The sequence below is a fragment of the Serratia sp. D1N4 genome, assembly GCF_054552755.1.
Genome location: NZ_CM137274.1, coordinates 4,667,065 through 4,682,699, shown reverse-complemented (window position 1 = coordinate 4,682,699; position 15,635 = coordinate 4,667,065). Strand labels below are relative to the sequence as shown.

The window sequence follows — 15,635 nt, the reverse complement described above, 5'->3', positions numbered from 1 at the left end:
GTGATAACTTCCAAAAATTAACCGCAAGGTTAGCCAGGAAACCAGGTGAGGAACCGATATGGCCACGTTTTTGAGCGATGATTTTTTGTTAGACAGTGAATTTGCCCGCCGCCTTTATCATGATTACGCTGCGGATCAGCCAATTTTCGACTATCACTGCCATCTGCCACCGCAGCAGATTGCCGAAAACACCCGTTTTCATAACCTGTATGATATTTGGCTGAAGGGCGATCACTATAAATGGCGAGCCATGCGCACCAATGGGGTGGCCGAGCGTCTGTGTACCGGCGATGCCTCTGACCGTGAAAAGTTTGATGCCTGGGCCGCTACGGTGCCGCATACCATTGGTAACCCGCTGTATCACTGGACCCACCTGGAACTGCGCCGTCCGTTTGGTATCACCGGCAAACTGTTGTCACCGACCACGGCAGACGAAATCTGGCAGCGTGGTAATCAACTGCTGGCGCAAGATTCGTTCAGCGCACGCGGCATCATGAAGCAGATGAAAGTGAAGATGGTCGGGACCACCGACGATCCGATCGACGATCTGCGCCATCATAAAGCCATCGCCGCCGACGGCAGCTTCGACATCAAAGTGTTGCCAAGCTGGCGGCCGGATAAAGCCTTCAACATTGAAGCGTCAGGATTCAACGACTACCTGCAACAGTTGGAAGCCGCTGCGGATACGTCGATCGCGCGTTTCAGCGATCTGCGCGATGCGCTGAAAAAGCGTATGGATCACTTTGCTGCGCACGGCTGCAAGGTTTCCGACCACGCGCTGGACGTGGTGGTTTACGGTGAAGCCGACGAAGCCACGCTGGACAGCATTCTGGCGCAACGGCTGAGTGGCAAAATCCCCACTCCACAGCAGAGCGCACAGTTCAAGACCGCCGTGCTGCTGTTCCTGGCCACTGAATACCAGCGCCGTGAATGGGTGCAGCAATATCACATTGGCGCGCTGCGCAATAACAATAGCCGGATGTTTGAAACCATTGGCCCGGATATCGGCTTTGACTCGATTAACGATCAGCCTCTGGCCGAACCGCTGTCGCGCTTGCTGGATGCGCAGGCCAAACAAGGCAGCCTGCCAAAAACCATCCTTTATTGCCTCAACCCGCGTGATAACGAAGTGCTTGGCACCATGATCGGCAATTTCCAAGGGGAAGGTACACCGGGCAAGATGCAGTTCGGTTCCGGCTGGTGGTTTAACGATCAGAAAGACGGCATGCAGCGCCAGATGACGCAGTTGGCCCAGCTTGGGTTGCTCAGCCGCTTTGTCGGCATGCTGACCGACAGCCGTAGCTTCCTGTCTTACACGCGCCACGAATATTTCCGTCGCATCCTGTGCCAGATGATTGGCCGTTGGGTGGAAGACGGTGAAGCTCCGGCGGATATCGCATTGCTAGGCGAAATGGTGAAAAACATCTGTTTCGACAATGCTAAACAGTATTTCGCTATCGAATTGGCGTAGGTAGGTTTATGCAAAGCATCATAAAAATTCATTCAAAAGATAACGTAGCGGTAGCATTGCGTGATTTGGCTGCCGGTGAGACGCAGACGCTGGGCGAATGCGTCATTACGCTGGTGCAAGACGTGGTGCGTGGGCACAAGTTTGCGCTTGAGCCGATTGCCGTTGGTGGGATGATCGTCAAATACGGTTTACCGATTGGTCATGCGCTGGTGGCCATTGCGCCGGGTGAACATATTCATTCGCAAAATGCCAAAACCAACCTGAGCGATCTCGACAGCTATCAGTATCAGCCAGAATTCCAAATTTTACCGGCGCAGGCGGCGGATCGTGAAGTGCAGATCTACCGGCGCAGCAATGGTGAGGTGGGGATCCGCAATGAGTTGTGGATCATCCCGACCGTGGGCTGTGTCAACGGCATTGCCCGCCAGATCCAACAGCGCTTTCTGAAAGAAACCAATGAGGCGCAGGGGATCGACGGTGTGCATCTGTTCAGCCACCCGTTTGGCTGTTCGCAGCTCGGCCAGGATCATGAAAACACCCGCACCATGCTGCAAAATATGGTGCGTCACCCGAATGCCGGTGCGGTGCTGGTTATCGGTTTAGGATGCGAGAATAATCAGGTGGACGCATTCCGCACCACGCTCGGGGAGTTTGATGAGCAGCGTGTGCACTTTATGGTCTGCCAGCAGCAGGATGATGAAGTCGAGGCCGGGCTGGAGCATATGCATCAGTTGTACCAGATCATGCGCGACGATCGCCGTCAGCCGGGCAAGCTCAGCGAACTGAAGTTTGGTCTGGAGTGCGGCGGATCGGATGGCCTGTCAGGCATTACCGCTAATCCATTGCTGGGCTGCTTCTCGGATTATGTGATCGCCAACGGCGGTACCACAGTACTGACGGAAGTGCCGGAAATGTTTGGCGCTGAACGTATTCTGATGAGCCGCTGCCGCGACGAAAGCACGTTTGAAAAAACCGTCAGCATGGTTAACGACTTCAAACAGTATTTTATCGCCCACGATCAGCCGATTTATGAGAATCCATCACCGGGTAACAAAGCGGGCGGTATTACTACCTTGGAAGAAAAATCACTCGGCTGTACCCAAAAAGCTGGGCAGAGCCAGGTGGTGGACGTGCTGAAATATGGCGAGCGCCTGCGCCAGCCAGGGTTGAACCTGCTGAGTGCGCCGGGTAACGATGCCGTCGCTACCAGCGCCTTGGCCGGTGCCGGTTGCCATATGGTGCTGTTTAGCACCGGGCGAGGCACGCCATACGGTGGGTTTGTGCCGACGGTGAAACTGGCGACCAACTCGGAGCTGGCGGCTAAAAAACCGCACTGGATCGATTTCGATGCCGGGCAACTGATCCACGGCGTGCCGATGGATGAAATGCTGGAGCAGTTTGTTGAACTGATCGTCGGCATTGCCGATGGCAAACCGGCACGTAACGAAGTTAATGATTTCCGCGAGCTGGCGATCTTTAAAAGCGGGGTAACATTGTAAAGCCTGGCGGGTGGGAGTAGCATAAAACGGCGTAATATCGAACAGTTAGGCAGAAAAGTGCATAATTACATGTAGCACAATGCTAAAGGTAACGCCCCCTCTCCCAGTGGGCTGTCTCTTATACACATTTCCCCGGCACAAACGCCGGGGAGTTTTTGAACTTTCTCCCCGTCTGTTGATCTCTCTTTATATTCTCCTCTTCTTCGGTTTTTAGTATGGTGCTTTCTGATTGTTATTCATGGGCTAATGACACTTTTGGGCTCGCTCAACTTGGCGACTATCGGCGAACTCAGCGTCTCGTCAAATTCACTGCCTCGTTGGCTAAAAATACAGGACTTTCTATTGTGAAATCATCCCAAACCACCGCTGAAGTTGAAGGGGCTTATCGTCTGATCCGCAATCCCAACGTCTCACCCGATGCCATTGCCGAGGCCGGCTTCAACGCCACGGCAATGGCCGCCAAGACGCACACCCTGCTACTTGCTTTGGAAGACACCACCTCCATTAACTTCGCTCACACCACCGCGTATGACGAGTTGGGAAATACGACAACCAGCAAGAATACGCATGGCCTGTTAGCCCACACCGTCCTGCTTTATGCTCCCGAGCACGCACTGTTCTTGGGGCTCATCGACCAGCATCGCTGGAGCCGTGAAGCGAACAAATACGGTAAAAAGCACCAACGTAAACACGTGCCTTATGAAGAGAAAGAGAGTTACAAATGGCAACAGGCATCTGAACGAACGGCACAGCGTCTCGGTGACACACAAGCACACGTTATCTCCGTCTGTGACCGGGAAGCGGATATCTGGCATTACCTTGATTATAAAACGAAAAACAAACAGCGCTTCATCGTTCGAGCCGCTCAGAACCGGTTGCTAAGTGGACACAATGAGAAGCTGTTGGAGTTGCCAGAAACACTAACAGAAGCAGGCAGTTATCGACTGAATGTGGTCCAGAAAGGCGGACGTGCTGCGCGTGAGGCACAAATGAGTATCCGCTATAGCTCGGTCGAACTCAAAATGCCGGGGAGTACGTCAGAAGAAAATACCGTCCCACTGACGTATATCTGCTGTCGTGAAGAAGGAGAAGACGGAGCGTGCTGGCACCTTCTGACATCAGAAAAAGTCACATCAGCGGAAGAAGCCCGGGTGATTATCAGTTACTACGAGCGTCGCTGGCTGATAGAGGAATACCATAAAGCGTGGAAAAGCGGTGGAACGCAGGTGGAACAGCTACGGATGCAAACGCGAAATAATCTGGAGCGAATGATCGTCATCCTGAGCTTTATAGCGGTGCGGGTGTTGTCGTTACGCCAGGGCGGGTTGAGTGAAGAGACGCTCAATGCAAGCTGTGAACGGGTACTGAGTCCACTTGAATGGAAGTTGCTGTGGGTGAAACAGGAAGGTAAAACGTTGCCGAAGAGGCCGCCGAGTGTGAAGTGGGCGTACCTGAATCTGGCGAAGCTGGGGCGTTGGTATGACAGTAAACGGACGGGACGAGCAGGATGGGTAGTGATGTGGGAGGGATGGTTCAAGCTTCAGGATATCGTCGAAGGGTATAAACTGGCGAAGTCTCTTGATCAGGAGATCTGATCAAGAGACAGCCCAGTGGGAGAGGGCCGGGGTGAGGGGCTTTAGTTCGGTGAGCCTCCCCTCCCACCAATCTTCCCCCGCAGGAGAGGAGATTAGTTAGTCTTACTGATTGGCGTATACGTTTCAATTCCAGCGCTTGTTATTTCCGCCCCAGGATCCCTTAATGACGTTTTATTGGTTTGCCCAGTCCGTTGGCGTACTGGCTTTTTTGGTCGGTATCACCAGCTTCTTCAATCGCAACGATCAGCGCTTCAAACTGCAACTCTCGGCTTACAGCCTGATTATTGGCGTCCATTTCTTCCTGATGGGAGCCAGCGCCGCTGGCAGCAGCGCACTGTTAGGTGCCTGTCGCAACCTGATCTCCATGCGTACCCGCAGCCTTTGGATGATGTGGTTCTTTATCATTCTGACGCCGATCGTCGGCCTGTCTCATTTCAAACACTGGGTGGAGTTATTGCCTATTTTGGGCACTACGGCCAGCACCTGGGCACTGTTCCGCAGCCGTGGCCTGACAACTCGCTGTGTGATGTGGTGCTCAACCGCCTGTTGGTTTACCCACAATATCTGGCTGGGATCGATTGGTGGTTCGTTGATTGAAGGCAGTTTCCTGCTGATGAACGGCTTCAACATTATCCGTTTCCGCCGCTTGCAGTTACGCGGTATCGATCCTTTTGCGGTCGAAAAAAAGGCGCCCGATGGGCGCCTGGCTGACGATCGTTAACTATCGACGCATCTTCAGCGGATCGTTGCTTGCCAGCCGCTGATCTTCTGCCTGACAGGCGGCTGCGGTAAACAGCACGTCGGTGGAAGAGTTCAGCGCGGTTTCTGCCGAGTCCTGCAATACGCCGATGATAAAGCCTACCGCCACCACTTGCATCGCGACATCGTTCGGAATGCCGAACATGTTACACGCCAGTGGGATCAGCAGCAGTGAACCACCGGCCACGCCGGAAGCACCGCAGGCACAGATGGCTGCTACTACGCTCAACAGCAGAGCGGTTGGCACATCCACCGGGATACCCAGCGTATGCACCGCGGCCAACGTCAGCACGGTGATGGTGATCGCCGCACCGGCCATGTTGATCGTGGCACCCAACGGGATAGAAACCGAATAGGTATCTTCGTTCAGATTCAGTTTTTTGCTGAGCTCCATATTAACCGGAATGTTGGCGGCGGAGCTGCGGGTAAAGAAGGCGGTCACGCCGCTTTCGCGCAGGCAGGTGAACACCAGTGGGTACGGATTGCGGCGGATCTTCCAATAGACGATCAGCGGGTTAAGCACCAGTGCCACCAGCAGCATACAACCGATCAGCACCACCAGCAGTTGGGCGTAGCCCCACAGTGCGCTAAAGCCGGTTTCGGCCAGCGTGGAAGCCACCAGGCCAAAAATCCCCAGCGGCGCACAGCGGATCACCGCACGTACTACCAGAGTGATGGCGTGTGACATGTCGGTGATCAGCGTTTTGGTGGTATCAGAGGCATGACGCAGCGCCAACCCAAGGCCAACCGCCCAGGTCAGAATGCCGATGTAGTTGGCATTAATCAGGGCATTGAACGGGTTAGCGACCACGCTCATCAGCAGGTTTTTCAGCACTTCAACGATGCCACCCGGCGGGTTGATATCGGTATTTCCCACCGCCAGAGCCAGTGTTGAAGGGAAGATAAAGCTGATGATAACGGCGGTCAGTGCGGCCGCAAAGGTGCCCAGCAGGTAGAGAAACAAAATCGGGCGGATATTGGTTTTCTGCCCCTGCTTGTGGTTGGCGATGGAGGCCATCACCAGCACCAGCACCAATACTGGTGCAACGGCCTTCAGTGCGCCGACGAACAGCGCCCCGAGCAGGCCAACGGCGCTGGCGGCGGCAGGAGAAACCAACGCTACTGCAATACCGGCCACCAGGCCGATCAATATTTGTTTAACCAGGCTGCCCTGAGTGATGCGTACTAATAGTTTATTCATGATGCTGTTGCGTTTCCGCTCCCCTGAAATGTGGCGTACAGATGATTGCGCCTCGGCAGGAACGCTGCCGGGCAAATTTTAGTTGTATCTGTAACTAAGTATGTTTGCCCGATCAGTATTCAGTAAATGAGGGTGGTTGAAAAGAGGTGATGCTGAAATTACGTGCGCGGAGTAATCGTTTATAACATTCTGTTTACATTTATGTGATCGCAATAACATTTGGCCTTTAACGGTTATTGCCAAACAATCGCGGGGCGGCTAGCGCCCCGGATGACAGATTATGGCGTGTTTCTCGTTTTCACATCGTTACGGTGGTTAACCCAGGCGTTGATCAGCAGCGTCAGCACCAGAATACCGGCAACCGTACTCAGGGAAACGGCGATCGGGATATGGTAGAAATCGACGATCAGCATTTTGATACCGATAAATACCAAGATCACCGACAGGCCATATTTCAGCATCGAGAAGCGTTCCGCCACGTTAGCCAGCAGGAAGTACATGGCACGTAGCCCCATGATGGCAAACAGGTTGGAGGTCAGCACGATGAACGGATCGGTGGTCACGGCGAAGATTGCAGGGATGCTGTCGACGGCGAAAATCACGTCGCTCAGCTCCACTAGGATCAGCACCAATACCAGCGGTGTGGCAAACAGCACACCGTTGCGACGCACGAAGAAACGTTCACCCTCCAGGTTATCGGTCATGCGCAGGTGACTACGCAGCCACTTCACCAGAGGTTTGTCGCCGATAGCCGCGTCATCTTCCTTCGCCAGCGCCATCTTGATACCGGTAAACAGCAGGAAAGCGCCAAACAGATACAGCAACCAGGTGAACTGTGCGATCAACCAACTGCCCGCGAAGATCATGATAGTACGCAGGACGATAGCGCCAAGAATACCGAAGATCAGCACGCGGCGTTGTAAGTGGGTCGGGATGGCGAAATAGCTGAACAGCATCAGCCAGACGAACACGTTATCGATCGCCAGTGCTTTCTCAATCAGGTAACCGGTCAGGAAGGCCAGAGCTTGCGTATCCGCCACGGCGCGCCCGGCGGTTGCGTTCAGGTAGTACCAGAAACCGGCGTTAAACAGCAGCGCCAGGCTCACCCACAGCAATGACCAGCAGGCAGCCTGCTTCAGCGTCATGGTTTGTGCGCCTTTACGCCCTTGTAACAGTAAATCAATGACCAGCATCACGACTATGATGGCGGTGAAACTGGCCCAGAGCCAGGGAGTGCCAACGGAATTCAACATCAGGGATATCCTTCAGAAAACAAAAACGGCCAACGTCGGAAGACGCTAGCCGCTCTGTGAACGCTGCAAGCAAACCTCGCCTTCCGGCAAGGTCTCACTTACAACGTTGATGAAGGTAATGACACCTTAGACATCAGGTTGCCCGGTAACCGGATGCTTACGCATCGTAATGACGATTAACCGGCAATGAAGTTACTCCCCTTTGCACGAAAAAAAATAGTGCAAAATGTGCGTTTGGTCAATGTTTAAAATAATTACCTGCTATTTTAACGTTGTGCGCCGAGGCTGATGACAAAGCCTTGCAACAGCATCTGGCTGAACGGGGTATTGCTAACCTGTTGTTGTTTAACCTGGTAGCTTTCCTGATTTTCTGGATCCAACTCACTGAGCCAACTCAGGTAGCGTTGCATGGCCGCACCGTTAAATTCTGGGTGGAATTGGGTGGTTAAGGCGTTGTCACCGTAGCGCAGGATCTGATAAGGATCCTGCTGCGAGCGTGCCAGCACTTCGGCACCGGGCGGCGGCGTCAGAACCGACTGTGCATGGATCAGATTCGCTTTGAAACGCGGCGGCAGTATTGCGAGGCGCTTATCATTACCCGCTGCAGGCAGCAATTCGATCTCCAGCGTGCCGACTTCCATCCCCTGCGGGTGATAACCCACTTCTCCTCCTAGCGCATGCGCCAGAAGCTGATGGCCGTAGCACACGCCAAAAATCGGCAGCCTGATTTGCATCGCCTGGCGCAGCCACGTTGCCGCTTGTTCGCTCCACGGTAGCTGTTCTGTCACCATTGCCGGTGAACCGGTGATCACCACACCGCAGTAGTTTTCTGGCGGTAACAAGGGGTCACCGGCAGGGAGATGCACGATCTGCACCCGATCGGCGGCGATATTACCCTGTTGCAGGAACATCTGGTCAAAGTTGGCCAATTCACGCTGAATGGCTTCCGGCGCATCACCAGTTTGCATTAACAGCAGCGGTTTCATTTCATTCTCCATCCGCAGGGAATACCACCCCGGTCTGACGGCGGATTTCAGTCAGCAGGCGGGCGACGATCAATGAGTTTTCCAAGCCTGGGTGCTCGATCTGCTGTTTTTCCACCAATGCGGCAAAGGCTTCTGCCTCATACAGCATGGTGTTGATGTGCTGCGGCTGGGTCAGATCCTGCGGGTTTGCACCGCGCGGCGTCAGCACCACCTTCTGATATTCGGAGATCTTCTCGATCATCAGCGTGCCATCTTCACCCTGGATCTCGCTTGAGATATCCGAGTTGCTCACCTTGGAATGCGTAATGGTTACGTCGAAGTCGCCGTAGTTCAGGCAGACGGTGCCGTGCGCATCCACGCCGGTATCCAGCAGCGAGGCACTGGCCATCACCGATCTCGGCTCGCCGAACAGAGACACCGCGTTGGCAACGCAGTAGTAGCCAATGTCCATGATCGAACCGTTGGAAAACTGCGGATTAAAGGTATTCGGGTTTTCACCGGCCAGATAGCGCGGGTAGCGCGAAGAGTATTGGCAAAAGTTGAGGAAAGCTTTACGCAACCGGCCGATTTTGCTCAATGCCTGTTGCAGCACCAGGAAATTTGGCAAATAGGCGCTTTTAAACGCCTCAAACAGCACCACCTGGTTTTCACGTGCGCAGGCCACCAGCTTTTCCACGTGTTGCAGATTGGACGCCAGCGGCTTCTCACAGATCACATGTTTTTTATGGCTGAGGCACAGCAGCGATTGTGGGTAATGCAGCGAGTTAGGGCTGGCGATATACACGGCGTCGATCACATCGGACTGGGCCAGCGCGTCGAGAGAATCGAAAAAATGCTCGACCGGGTAGTTGGCCCCAAATGCCCGCGCCTGCTCGAGGTTGCGCGAGTAGATGGCGGTTAGTTTCATTTTACCGCTCTCATGAGCCGCATCAATAAAGCGTTCCGTAATCCAGTTGGTGCCGATGACAGCAAAACGAATCATAGGTAACTCCGGTTCCCGCAAACAAGTGGCTTAGTAAAGCAGATTATGGCTCTGTGGAATGTGCTTAAAATCCCTATTTATTCATACAGTTCACCGAAAATTGACAGATGCGTCAGATACAGCCGGGTGTCAAATTCCAACTGGTGATAGCTGGGTTCCATATGGCAGCACAGGCTGTAAAACGCTTTGTTATGATCTTTCTCTTTCAGGTGCGCCAGCTCATGCACCACGATCATACGCAGAAAAGGCTCCGGTGCGTTTTTGAATACCGTCGCCACGCGGATCTCCGCTTTGGCCTTCAGCTTGCCGCCCTGCACGCGAGAAATGGCGGTATGCATACCCAGAGCATGTTTCATTACCTGGATTTTGCTGTCGTAAGCCACTTTGCTCAGCGGTTGGGCATTGCGCAGATACTGGTTTTTCAGATCGACAGTAAATTGATACAACGACTTGTCGGTGGTGCAATCGTGGATCTGCGGGTAGCGCTGTAATAGCACTGCGCCCAGCCGTTGTTGCTGGATAAGCTGCCGCACCTGCGCTTGCAGATGTTCGGGATAGCCTTGCAGGTAGGTCAACTCAGGCATGTTGTTCAGGATTCAGTAGCAAAACGGGGCGTTTATTGTATGACGTTTTTTCGCGCAAATCCCGCAAACGGCAATTAATCCCAAAAAACATTTTACTGATGCGCGTTTTTAAGGGATAAACAGCTCAAATTTTATCAGTCAGGAGGGGCAATGAGCCAACTCGATCTGGGAACACAGCAACTTGAGCTGGAGCGTTATCCCCAACAAGAAGAATCCACCCAATTGCAGGCGTGGGAAGCGGCGGACGAATATCTGCTGCAACAGCTTGAAAATAGAGAAGTGGGCGAGCGGCCAGTGCTGATTTTCAACGATCATTTCGGCACGCTGGCCTGCGCTCTGCATGCTCATAAGCCTTACAGCATCAGCGATTCCTACATGAATCAACTGGCGACGCGCCATAATCTGGTGCTGAATGAGCTGGACGTTGAACAGGTTACGCTGCTGGACAGCCTGGCGGATCTGCCAGCCAACCCGGCAGTGGTGCTGATTCGGGTACCGAAAGCGCTGGCCTTGCTGGAGCAGCAACTGCGGGCGCTGCGCAAAGTGGTGTCTGCCGATACGCTGATTATTGCCGGTGCCAAAGCGCGTGACGTACATACCTCGACCATGCAGGTATTTGAGCGCGTGCTTGGCCCGACCCGCACCAGCCTAGCCTGGAAAAAGGCGCGCCTGATTTATTGCCAGGTGACTGACATCGTGCCACCGGCCGCGCCGGAAACCACCAACTGGCTGCTCGACGGCACGGATTGGCTGATCCACAACCATGCCAACGTGTTTTCACGCGGCGGCCTGGATATCGGCGCGCGTCTGTTCCTGGAATATTTACCGCAGGATCTGAACGGCCATATCGTCGATCTTGGCTGTGGCAACGGCATTATCGGTATGAAAGCGCTGGTACAGAATCCAGAAGCGCAGATGACCTTTGTCGATGAATCTTATATGGCGGTGGCGTCCAGCGAACTGAACGTGGCGCACAACCTGCCGCAGGAGATGGATCGCTGCCAGTTTGAAGTGAACAACTCGCTGGCGGGCATTGAGCGTGAAAGTTTGCAGGCGGTGTTGTGCAATCCGCCGTTCCACCAGCAGCATGCGATTACCGATCACACCGCCTGGCAGATGTTCTGCGATGCCAAGCGCTGCCTGCAAGTGGGCGGTGAACTGCGCATTGTCGGCAACCGCCATCTGGACTACTACCAGAAGCTGAAACGCCTGTTTGGCAACTGCACCACCTTGGCGTCGAACCAGAAGTTTGTGATCCTCAAAGCGGTCAAATCTGGCGCTCGGCGTTAATCAGTGGTGGGCGCAGTTTTTTTACTGCGCCCACTCTTTTACAGTGCCATCGCCAAGCGGGTTCCCTGATCGATAGCGCGGCGCGCGTCCAGCTCAACGGCCACATCGGCACCGCCGATCAGATGCACGGTTTTCCCCATCGCCAACAGCGGCTGCTGTAATTCACGACGCGGTTCCTGCCCGGCGCAGATCACAATGGTATCGACCGGCAGGCAGCTTTTATGCTCGGCCCGCACGATATGCAATCCTTGCTCATCAATACGCTGATAGCTGACGCTGTTAAGCATCTTCACGCCGCGCAGCAAGAGGCTGGTGCGATGGATCCAACCGGTGGTTTTGCCCAACCCTTCACCCACTTTGCTGGCTTTGCGCTGTAACAGGAAGATCTGGCGTGGCATCGGCGGCACGACGGGCCCCTGTGTGCTCAATCCGCCGCGTTGGCTGAGTTGTGAATCGATCCCCCACTCGCGGTTAAACGCCTGTAGATCCAGGCTGCTGGAAAGTTCGTGCTGGCTGAGGTATTCGGCGGTATCAAAACCGATCCCTCCTGCGCCAATGATGGCTACCCGCTGGCCGACCGGCTTTTTATCACGTAAAACGTCGAGATAACTCAGCACGTTAGCCTGCTCAATACCGGGTATATCCGGCATGCGCGGTACGATGCCGCAGGCGAGGATCACCTCATCGAAATCAACTAAATCCTGCGCTTGCACCTTGTGCCCCAGTTTCAACGTGACATCCAGCAGCACTAGCTGACGGCGGAAGTAGCGCAGGGTTTCGTGAAACTCTTCCTTGCCGGGGATCTGCTTGGCAATATTGAATTGCCCACCGATCTCATCGGCGGCGTCAAACAGCGTCACCTGATGCCCACGGCTGGCGGCGGTAGTGGCGAACGCCAACCCGGCAGGGCCAGCACCGACCACTGCCAGCCGTTTAGGTTTCTCTGCCATTATCAGCGGCATTTCGGTTTCGCGGCAGGCGCGCGGGTTCACTAGGCAAGAGGTGAGTTTGCCTTCAAAAATCTGGTCCAGACAGGCCTGATTACAGCCGATACAGGTGTTGATCTCGTCGGCGCGGCCTTCGGCGGCCTTTTGGACAAAAGCGGCATCGGCCAAGAATGGGCGCGCCATCGACACCATATCGGCACAGCCTTCCGCCAGCACCTGTTCGGCCACCGCCGGATCGTTGATGCGGTTGGTGGTGATCAGTGGGATCGCCACTTTGCCCATCAGCTTGCGCGTCACCCAACTGAACCCGGCGCGCGGCACCATGGTGGCAATAGTCGGGATACGCGCTTCATGCCAGCCGATGCCGGTGTTGATCAGCGTGGCACCCGCCTGTTCGATCGCCACGGCGAGCTGTTCGATCTCCTGCCAGCTCGAGCCATCTTCCACCAGATCGAGCATCGAAAGGCGGTAGATCAGAATAAACTCTGGGCCCACCGCTTGGCGCACGGCGCGAACAATCTCTACCGCGAAACGCATGCGGTTACTAAAACTGCCACCCCATTGATCGCTACGCTGATTGGTGCGCGCTACCAGAAACTGGTTAATCAAGTAGCCTTCGGAACCCATCACTTCGACGCCGTCATAACCCGCCTTTTGCGCCAGCGCAGCACAAGCGGCGTAATCGGCAATGGTCTGTTCAACCTCTTCGGCCGTCAGCGCCGTTGGGCTGAATGGGCTAATCGGAGCCTGCAGTGCGGAAGGGGCTACCGGCTGTGGTTGATAGCTGTAACGCCCGGCGTGCAGAATTTGTAGCGCGATTTTGCCGCCTGCCTGATGGACCGCATCGGTGATAACCCGATGATGCGCGACCTGCTGTGGCTGATTCAATATTGCCGCACCGCGCTGTACCACCCCTTTCTCATTGGGGGCGATACCGCCAGTGACGATCAGTGCGACACCCGCGGCTGCCCGTTCGGCATAAAATGCCGCCAGGCGCTCCGGGCCATTCGGCAATTCTTCCAGGCCGGTGTGCATCGATCCCATCAGCACCCGGTTTTTCAGGGTGGTGAAGCCGAGATCCAGCGGCGCCAGCAGGTGGGGGTATGCGCTCATTGCAGTCTCCATAGGGTAGATATCGTTATAGTTATAGATGGTTATCGAGTGGTCGGATGAGCTAAATCTAGCCGTTGTCGGCGGCGTTGGGAACTAAGGATGCGCTGAATGTGATTAATATCATGAATCTTTGCCGTTATTTGCAATGTATATAAAAAGATCGGCTAGTATCTGCGTGCTGTATACCCATTAGCCATTTAGGAAATACGTTTCCAATCCTTTTCTCTCTGCGGAGCCATTAGCGAAAATGAACAACCACACCTGTTGATATCTTGTCCCATGCCGTGCACGCCAGTGCCGAATGGGGATGTTTTGATTTCATTCAGGAGTGCTTATGGCTCATTTTGCGCAGTCCCCTTACTTCGTTTTACATCAATTAATCTGTCAGTTCGCGAATGGCGAAACCTTGTTTGGTCCGCTTAACCAAACTCTGGAACAGCAACACTATGGGTTGGTGGGGCGAAATGGCGTAGGGAAAACCCGTTTGTTACGCCTGATTGCGGGTTTGGATAAACCCGCTTATGGGCATGTTGAAGCTCATGCTTCTTTCGCCTATGTTGCACAACAGCCGCATCTCACCAAACAACTCACTCTGGCGCAAATGCTGGGCTATGGGGCAATTTTTGCCGCACAGGCACGCCTCGAACAGGGATGCCCACAACATGATGATATTGATTGTCTGGAAGGCCACTGGGATCCGGCCGAACGCCTGAAAATGGCGTTTGCCACCGCAGGGTTGCCCGCTTTTGACCCGCAACGACCAGCCAGTGGCCTGAGTGGTGGTGAGCGTATGCGTGCAGCTTTGTGCGGTGCATTGCTGACGGGGGCGGATTTCCTGCTGCTGGATGAACCCACCAATCATCTCGACGTTAGCGGGCGTGAATGGTTGCATCAACAGATTGCACAGTGGCATGGAGGCCTGTTGATAGCCAGCCACGATAGGCAATTATTGGCACGGATGCAGCGAATTGTTGAACTTAGCCCAGGCGCACTGCGTAGCTATGGTGGCAATTATCATGATTACCATCGGCAGCGGGAGCAGGAGCAGCAAGCGGCGCGTAATCAACGGGAACATACAGTACTGGAAAGGCGACGTGCCCGAATCCGTCTGCAGAAGGAGCATGATAATTACCAGCGCCGTTCCGCCCATGTGCTGAGATCTTTGAACACCCGGAACGTTGCCTCTTTTGAGAAAGCAGCCATCAAAGGCGCGGCCCGCGACATCATGGGGACAATAAGTAAACAGCATCAGGGGCAAAAGAGCTCGTTGGATAACGCCGTGCGTGACGCTCGGGAGCGGGTGGTGGAAGAGAAACCGGTGATGCTGACCTTGCCAGGTAGCGCAGTGGCGACAGGTAAGCAGGTGCTGGTCTTGGAGCAACTGCAACTGCCTTTTATCACTATGCCGCCACTCGACTGGAGGATGGATGGTCCAATGCGTGTCGCTATCACCGGCCCGAATGGCTGTGGAAAATCTACCTTGCTGAAGGTGATTATGGGGCAGTTACCCGCCGTTAGTGGTCATTGTCACTGTTCGGTAGTGCCAGCTTATCTCGATCAAAATCTCTCTCTGCTTGATCTGACTTGTTCGGTTGTCGATCACCTTGGCTTGCAGGAGACTCCGCTGGCTGAGGGGGTTCTGCGCAGCCAACTGGCGCACCTGCAATTGGACGCAGAGCGAGTGATGTTGCCATTATCGGCACTGAGTGGGGGAGAACGTTTGAAGGCGGCGCTAGCCTGCGTGTTATGGCGTCGGGAGCCTGCACAGCTACTGCTGCTGGATGAGCCGACCAACCATGTGGATCTGGCTTCGTCGCAGGCGATTGAAGCGGCGCTGACCGAGTTCCCCGGCGCGATGCTGGTGGTCTCGCACGATGAGGATTTCCTAAAGGCATTGAAACTGACTCATCGGCTGCATTGGCAGAATGGGAACTGGCACTTTCAGGCGATGTAGC

Annotated in this window: 12 protein-coding genes; 6 read left to right on the top strand and 6 right to left on the bottom strand. The window is 54.5% G+C overall.

What is annotated here, in order from left to right; translation table 11 throughout:
* Positions 1 to 58: 58 nt before the first annotated feature.
* The 4 genes from uxaC (at position 59) to ACX1CU_RS20925 (ending at position 5,286) form a co-directional block, all read left to right on the top strand.
* The gene (gene uxaC, locus ACX1CU_RS20940; RefSeq protein ID WP_459400144.1) at positions 59 to 1,471 is read left to right on the top strand and encodes a glucuronate isomerase; all 1,413 of its coding nucleotides are present in this window, start codon (positions 59 to 61) and stop codon (positions 1,469 to 1,471) included.
* Between the two features lie 8 nt (positions 1,472 to 1,479).
* The gene (locus ACX1CU_RS20935; protein WP_459400143.1) at positions 1,480 to 2,970 is read left to right on the top strand and encodes a UxaA family hydrolase; all 1,491 of its coding nucleotides are present in this window, start codon (positions 1,480 to 1,482) and stop codon (positions 2,968 to 2,970) included.
* A 215-nt stretch (positions 2,971 to 3,185) separates the two neighbouring features.
* Positions 3,186 to 4,565 carry an IS4 family transposase gene (locus ACX1CU_RS20930; RefSeq protein ID WP_459399038.1) on the top strand — a complete coding sequence of 460 codons (1,380 nt, stop codon included), beginning with the start codon at positions 3,186 to 3,188 and terminating at the stop codon, positions 4,563 to 4,565.
* 163 nt (positions 4,566 to 4,728) lie between these two features.
* Positions 4,729 to 5,286 (top strand): YgjV family protein, encoded by a 558-nt coding sequence (locus tag ACX1CU_RS20925; RefSeq protein ID WP_459400142.1) that lies wholly within the window; start codon positions 4,729 to 4,731, stop codon positions 5,284 to 5,286.
* Here the strand turns inward: ACX1CU_RS20925 and sstT are convergent, their stop codons facing one another.
* The 5 genes from sstT to ACX1CU_RS20900 form a co-directional block, all read right to left on the bottom strand.
* On the bottom strand, positions 5,287 to 6,525 hold the full coding sequence (gene sstT, locus ACX1CU_RS20920; RefSeq protein WP_459400141.1) for a serine/threonine transporter SstT: 1,239 nt from the start codon (positions 6,523 to 6,525) through the stop codon (positions 5,287 to 5,289).
* Positions 6,526 to 6,803: 278 nt separating this feature from the next.
* Positions 6,804 to 7,778 carry a TerC family protein gene (locus tag ACX1CU_RS20915; RefSeq protein ID WP_459400140.1) on the bottom strand — a complete coding sequence of 325 codons (975 nt, stop codon included), beginning with the start codon at positions 7,776 to 7,778 and terminating at the stop codon, positions 6,804 to 6,806.
* 266 nt (positions 7,779 to 8,044) lie between these two features.
* On the bottom strand, positions 8,045 to 8,764 hold the full coding sequence (locus ACX1CU_RS20910; RefSeq protein WP_459400139.1) for a glutamine amidotransferase: 720 nt from the start codon (positions 8,762 to 8,764) through the stop codon (positions 8,045 to 8,047).
* A gap of 1 nt (position 8,765) precedes the next feature.
* Positions 8,766 to 9,746, bottom strand: coding sequence for a Gfo/Idh/MocA family protein (locus ACX1CU_RS20905; RefSeq protein WP_459400138.1), 981 nt, complete (start codon positions 9,744 to 9,746; stop codon positions 8,766 to 8,768).
* A gap of 77 nt (positions 9,747 to 9,823) precedes the next feature.
* On the bottom strand, positions 9,824 to 10,330 hold the full coding sequence (locus tag ACX1CU_RS20900; protein WP_459400137.1) for a M48 metallopeptidase family protein: 507 nt from the start codon (positions 10,328 to 10,330) through the stop codon (positions 9,824 to 9,826).
* 150 nt (positions 10,331 to 10,480) lie between these two features.
* On the opposite strand from ACX1CU_RS20900, the gene rlmG reads away from it, so the two are divergent.
* Positions 10,481 to 11,620: a 23S rRNA (guanine(1835)-N(2))-methyltransferase RlmG gene (gene rlmG, locus ACX1CU_RS20895; protein WP_459400136.1), complete on the top strand. Its 1,140-nt coding sequence runs from the start codon at positions 10,481 to 10,483 to the stop codon at positions 11,618 to 11,620.
* A gap of 38 nt (positions 11,621 to 11,658) precedes the next feature.
* On the opposite strand, the gene ACX1CU_RS20890 is transcribed toward rlmG, so the two are convergent.
* The gene (locus ACX1CU_RS20890; RefSeq protein WP_459400135.1) at positions 11,659 to 13,680 is read right to left on the bottom strand and encodes an oxidoreductase; all 2,022 of its coding nucleotides are present in this window, start codon (positions 13,678 to 13,680) and stop codon (positions 11,659 to 11,661) included.
* 334 nt (positions 13,681 to 14,014) lie between these two features.
* Here ACX1CU_RS20890 and ACX1CU_RS20885 point away from each other — a divergent pair, with 334 nt between their 5' ends.
* Positions 14,015 to 15,634: an ABC-F family ATP-binding cassette domain-containing protein gene (locus ACX1CU_RS20885; protein ID WP_459400134.1), complete on the top strand. Its 1,620-nt coding sequence runs from the start codon at positions 14,015 to 14,017 to the stop codon at positions 15,632 to 15,634.
* The last annotated feature ends 1 nt before the right edge of the window (position 15,635 follow it).

Bases quoted from the DNA above. Each gene is read 5' to 3' on its own strand.
- ACX1CU_RS20915 (WP_459400140.1), bottom strand. From the start codon at position 7,778: ATGTTGAATTCCGTTGGCACTCCCTGGCTCTGGGCCAGTTTCACCGCC.
- ACX1CU_RS20925 (WP_459400142.1), top strand. From the start codon at position 4,729: ATGACGTTTTATTGGTTTGCCCAGTCCGTTGGCGTACTGGCTTTTTTG.
- ACX1CU_RS20885 (WP_459400134.1), top strand. From the start codon at position 14,015: ATGGCTCATTTTGCGCAGTCCCCTTACTTCGTTTTACATCAATTAATC.
- sstT (WP_459400141.1), bottom strand. From the start codon at position 6,525: ATGAATAAACTATTAGTACGCATCACTCAGGGCAGCCTGGTTAAACAA.
- ACX1CU_RS20890 (WP_459400135.1), bottom strand. From the start codon at position 13,680: ATGAGCGCATACCCCCACCTGCTGGCGCCGCTGGATCTCGGCTTCACC.
- ACX1CU_RS20905 (WP_459400138.1), bottom strand. From the start codon at position 9,746: ATGATTCGTTTTGCTGTCATCGGCACCAACTGGATTACGGAACGCTTT.
- rlmG (WP_459400136.1), top strand. From the start codon at position 10,481: ATGAGCCAACTCGATCTGGGAACACAGCAACTTGAGCTGGAGCGTTAT.
- ACX1CU_RS20900 (WP_459400137.1), bottom strand. From the start codon at position 10,330: ATGCCTGAGTTGACCTACCTGCAAGGCTATCCCGAACATCTGCAAGCG.
- ACX1CU_RS20935 (WP_459400143.1), top strand. From the start codon at position 1,480: ATGCAAAGCATCATAAAAATTCATTCAAAAGATAACGTAGCGGTAGCA.
- uxaC (WP_459400144.1), top strand. From the start codon at position 59: ATGGCCACGTTTTTGAGCGATGATTTTTTGTTAGACAGTGAATTTGCC.
- ACX1CU_RS20910 (WP_459400139.1), bottom strand. From the start codon at position 8,764: ATGAAACCGCTGCTGTTAATGCAAACTGGTGATGCGCCGGAAGCCATT.
- ACX1CU_RS20930 (WP_459399038.1), top strand. From the start codon at position 3,186: ATGGTGCTTTCTGATTGTTATTCATGGGCTAATGACACTTTTGGGCTC.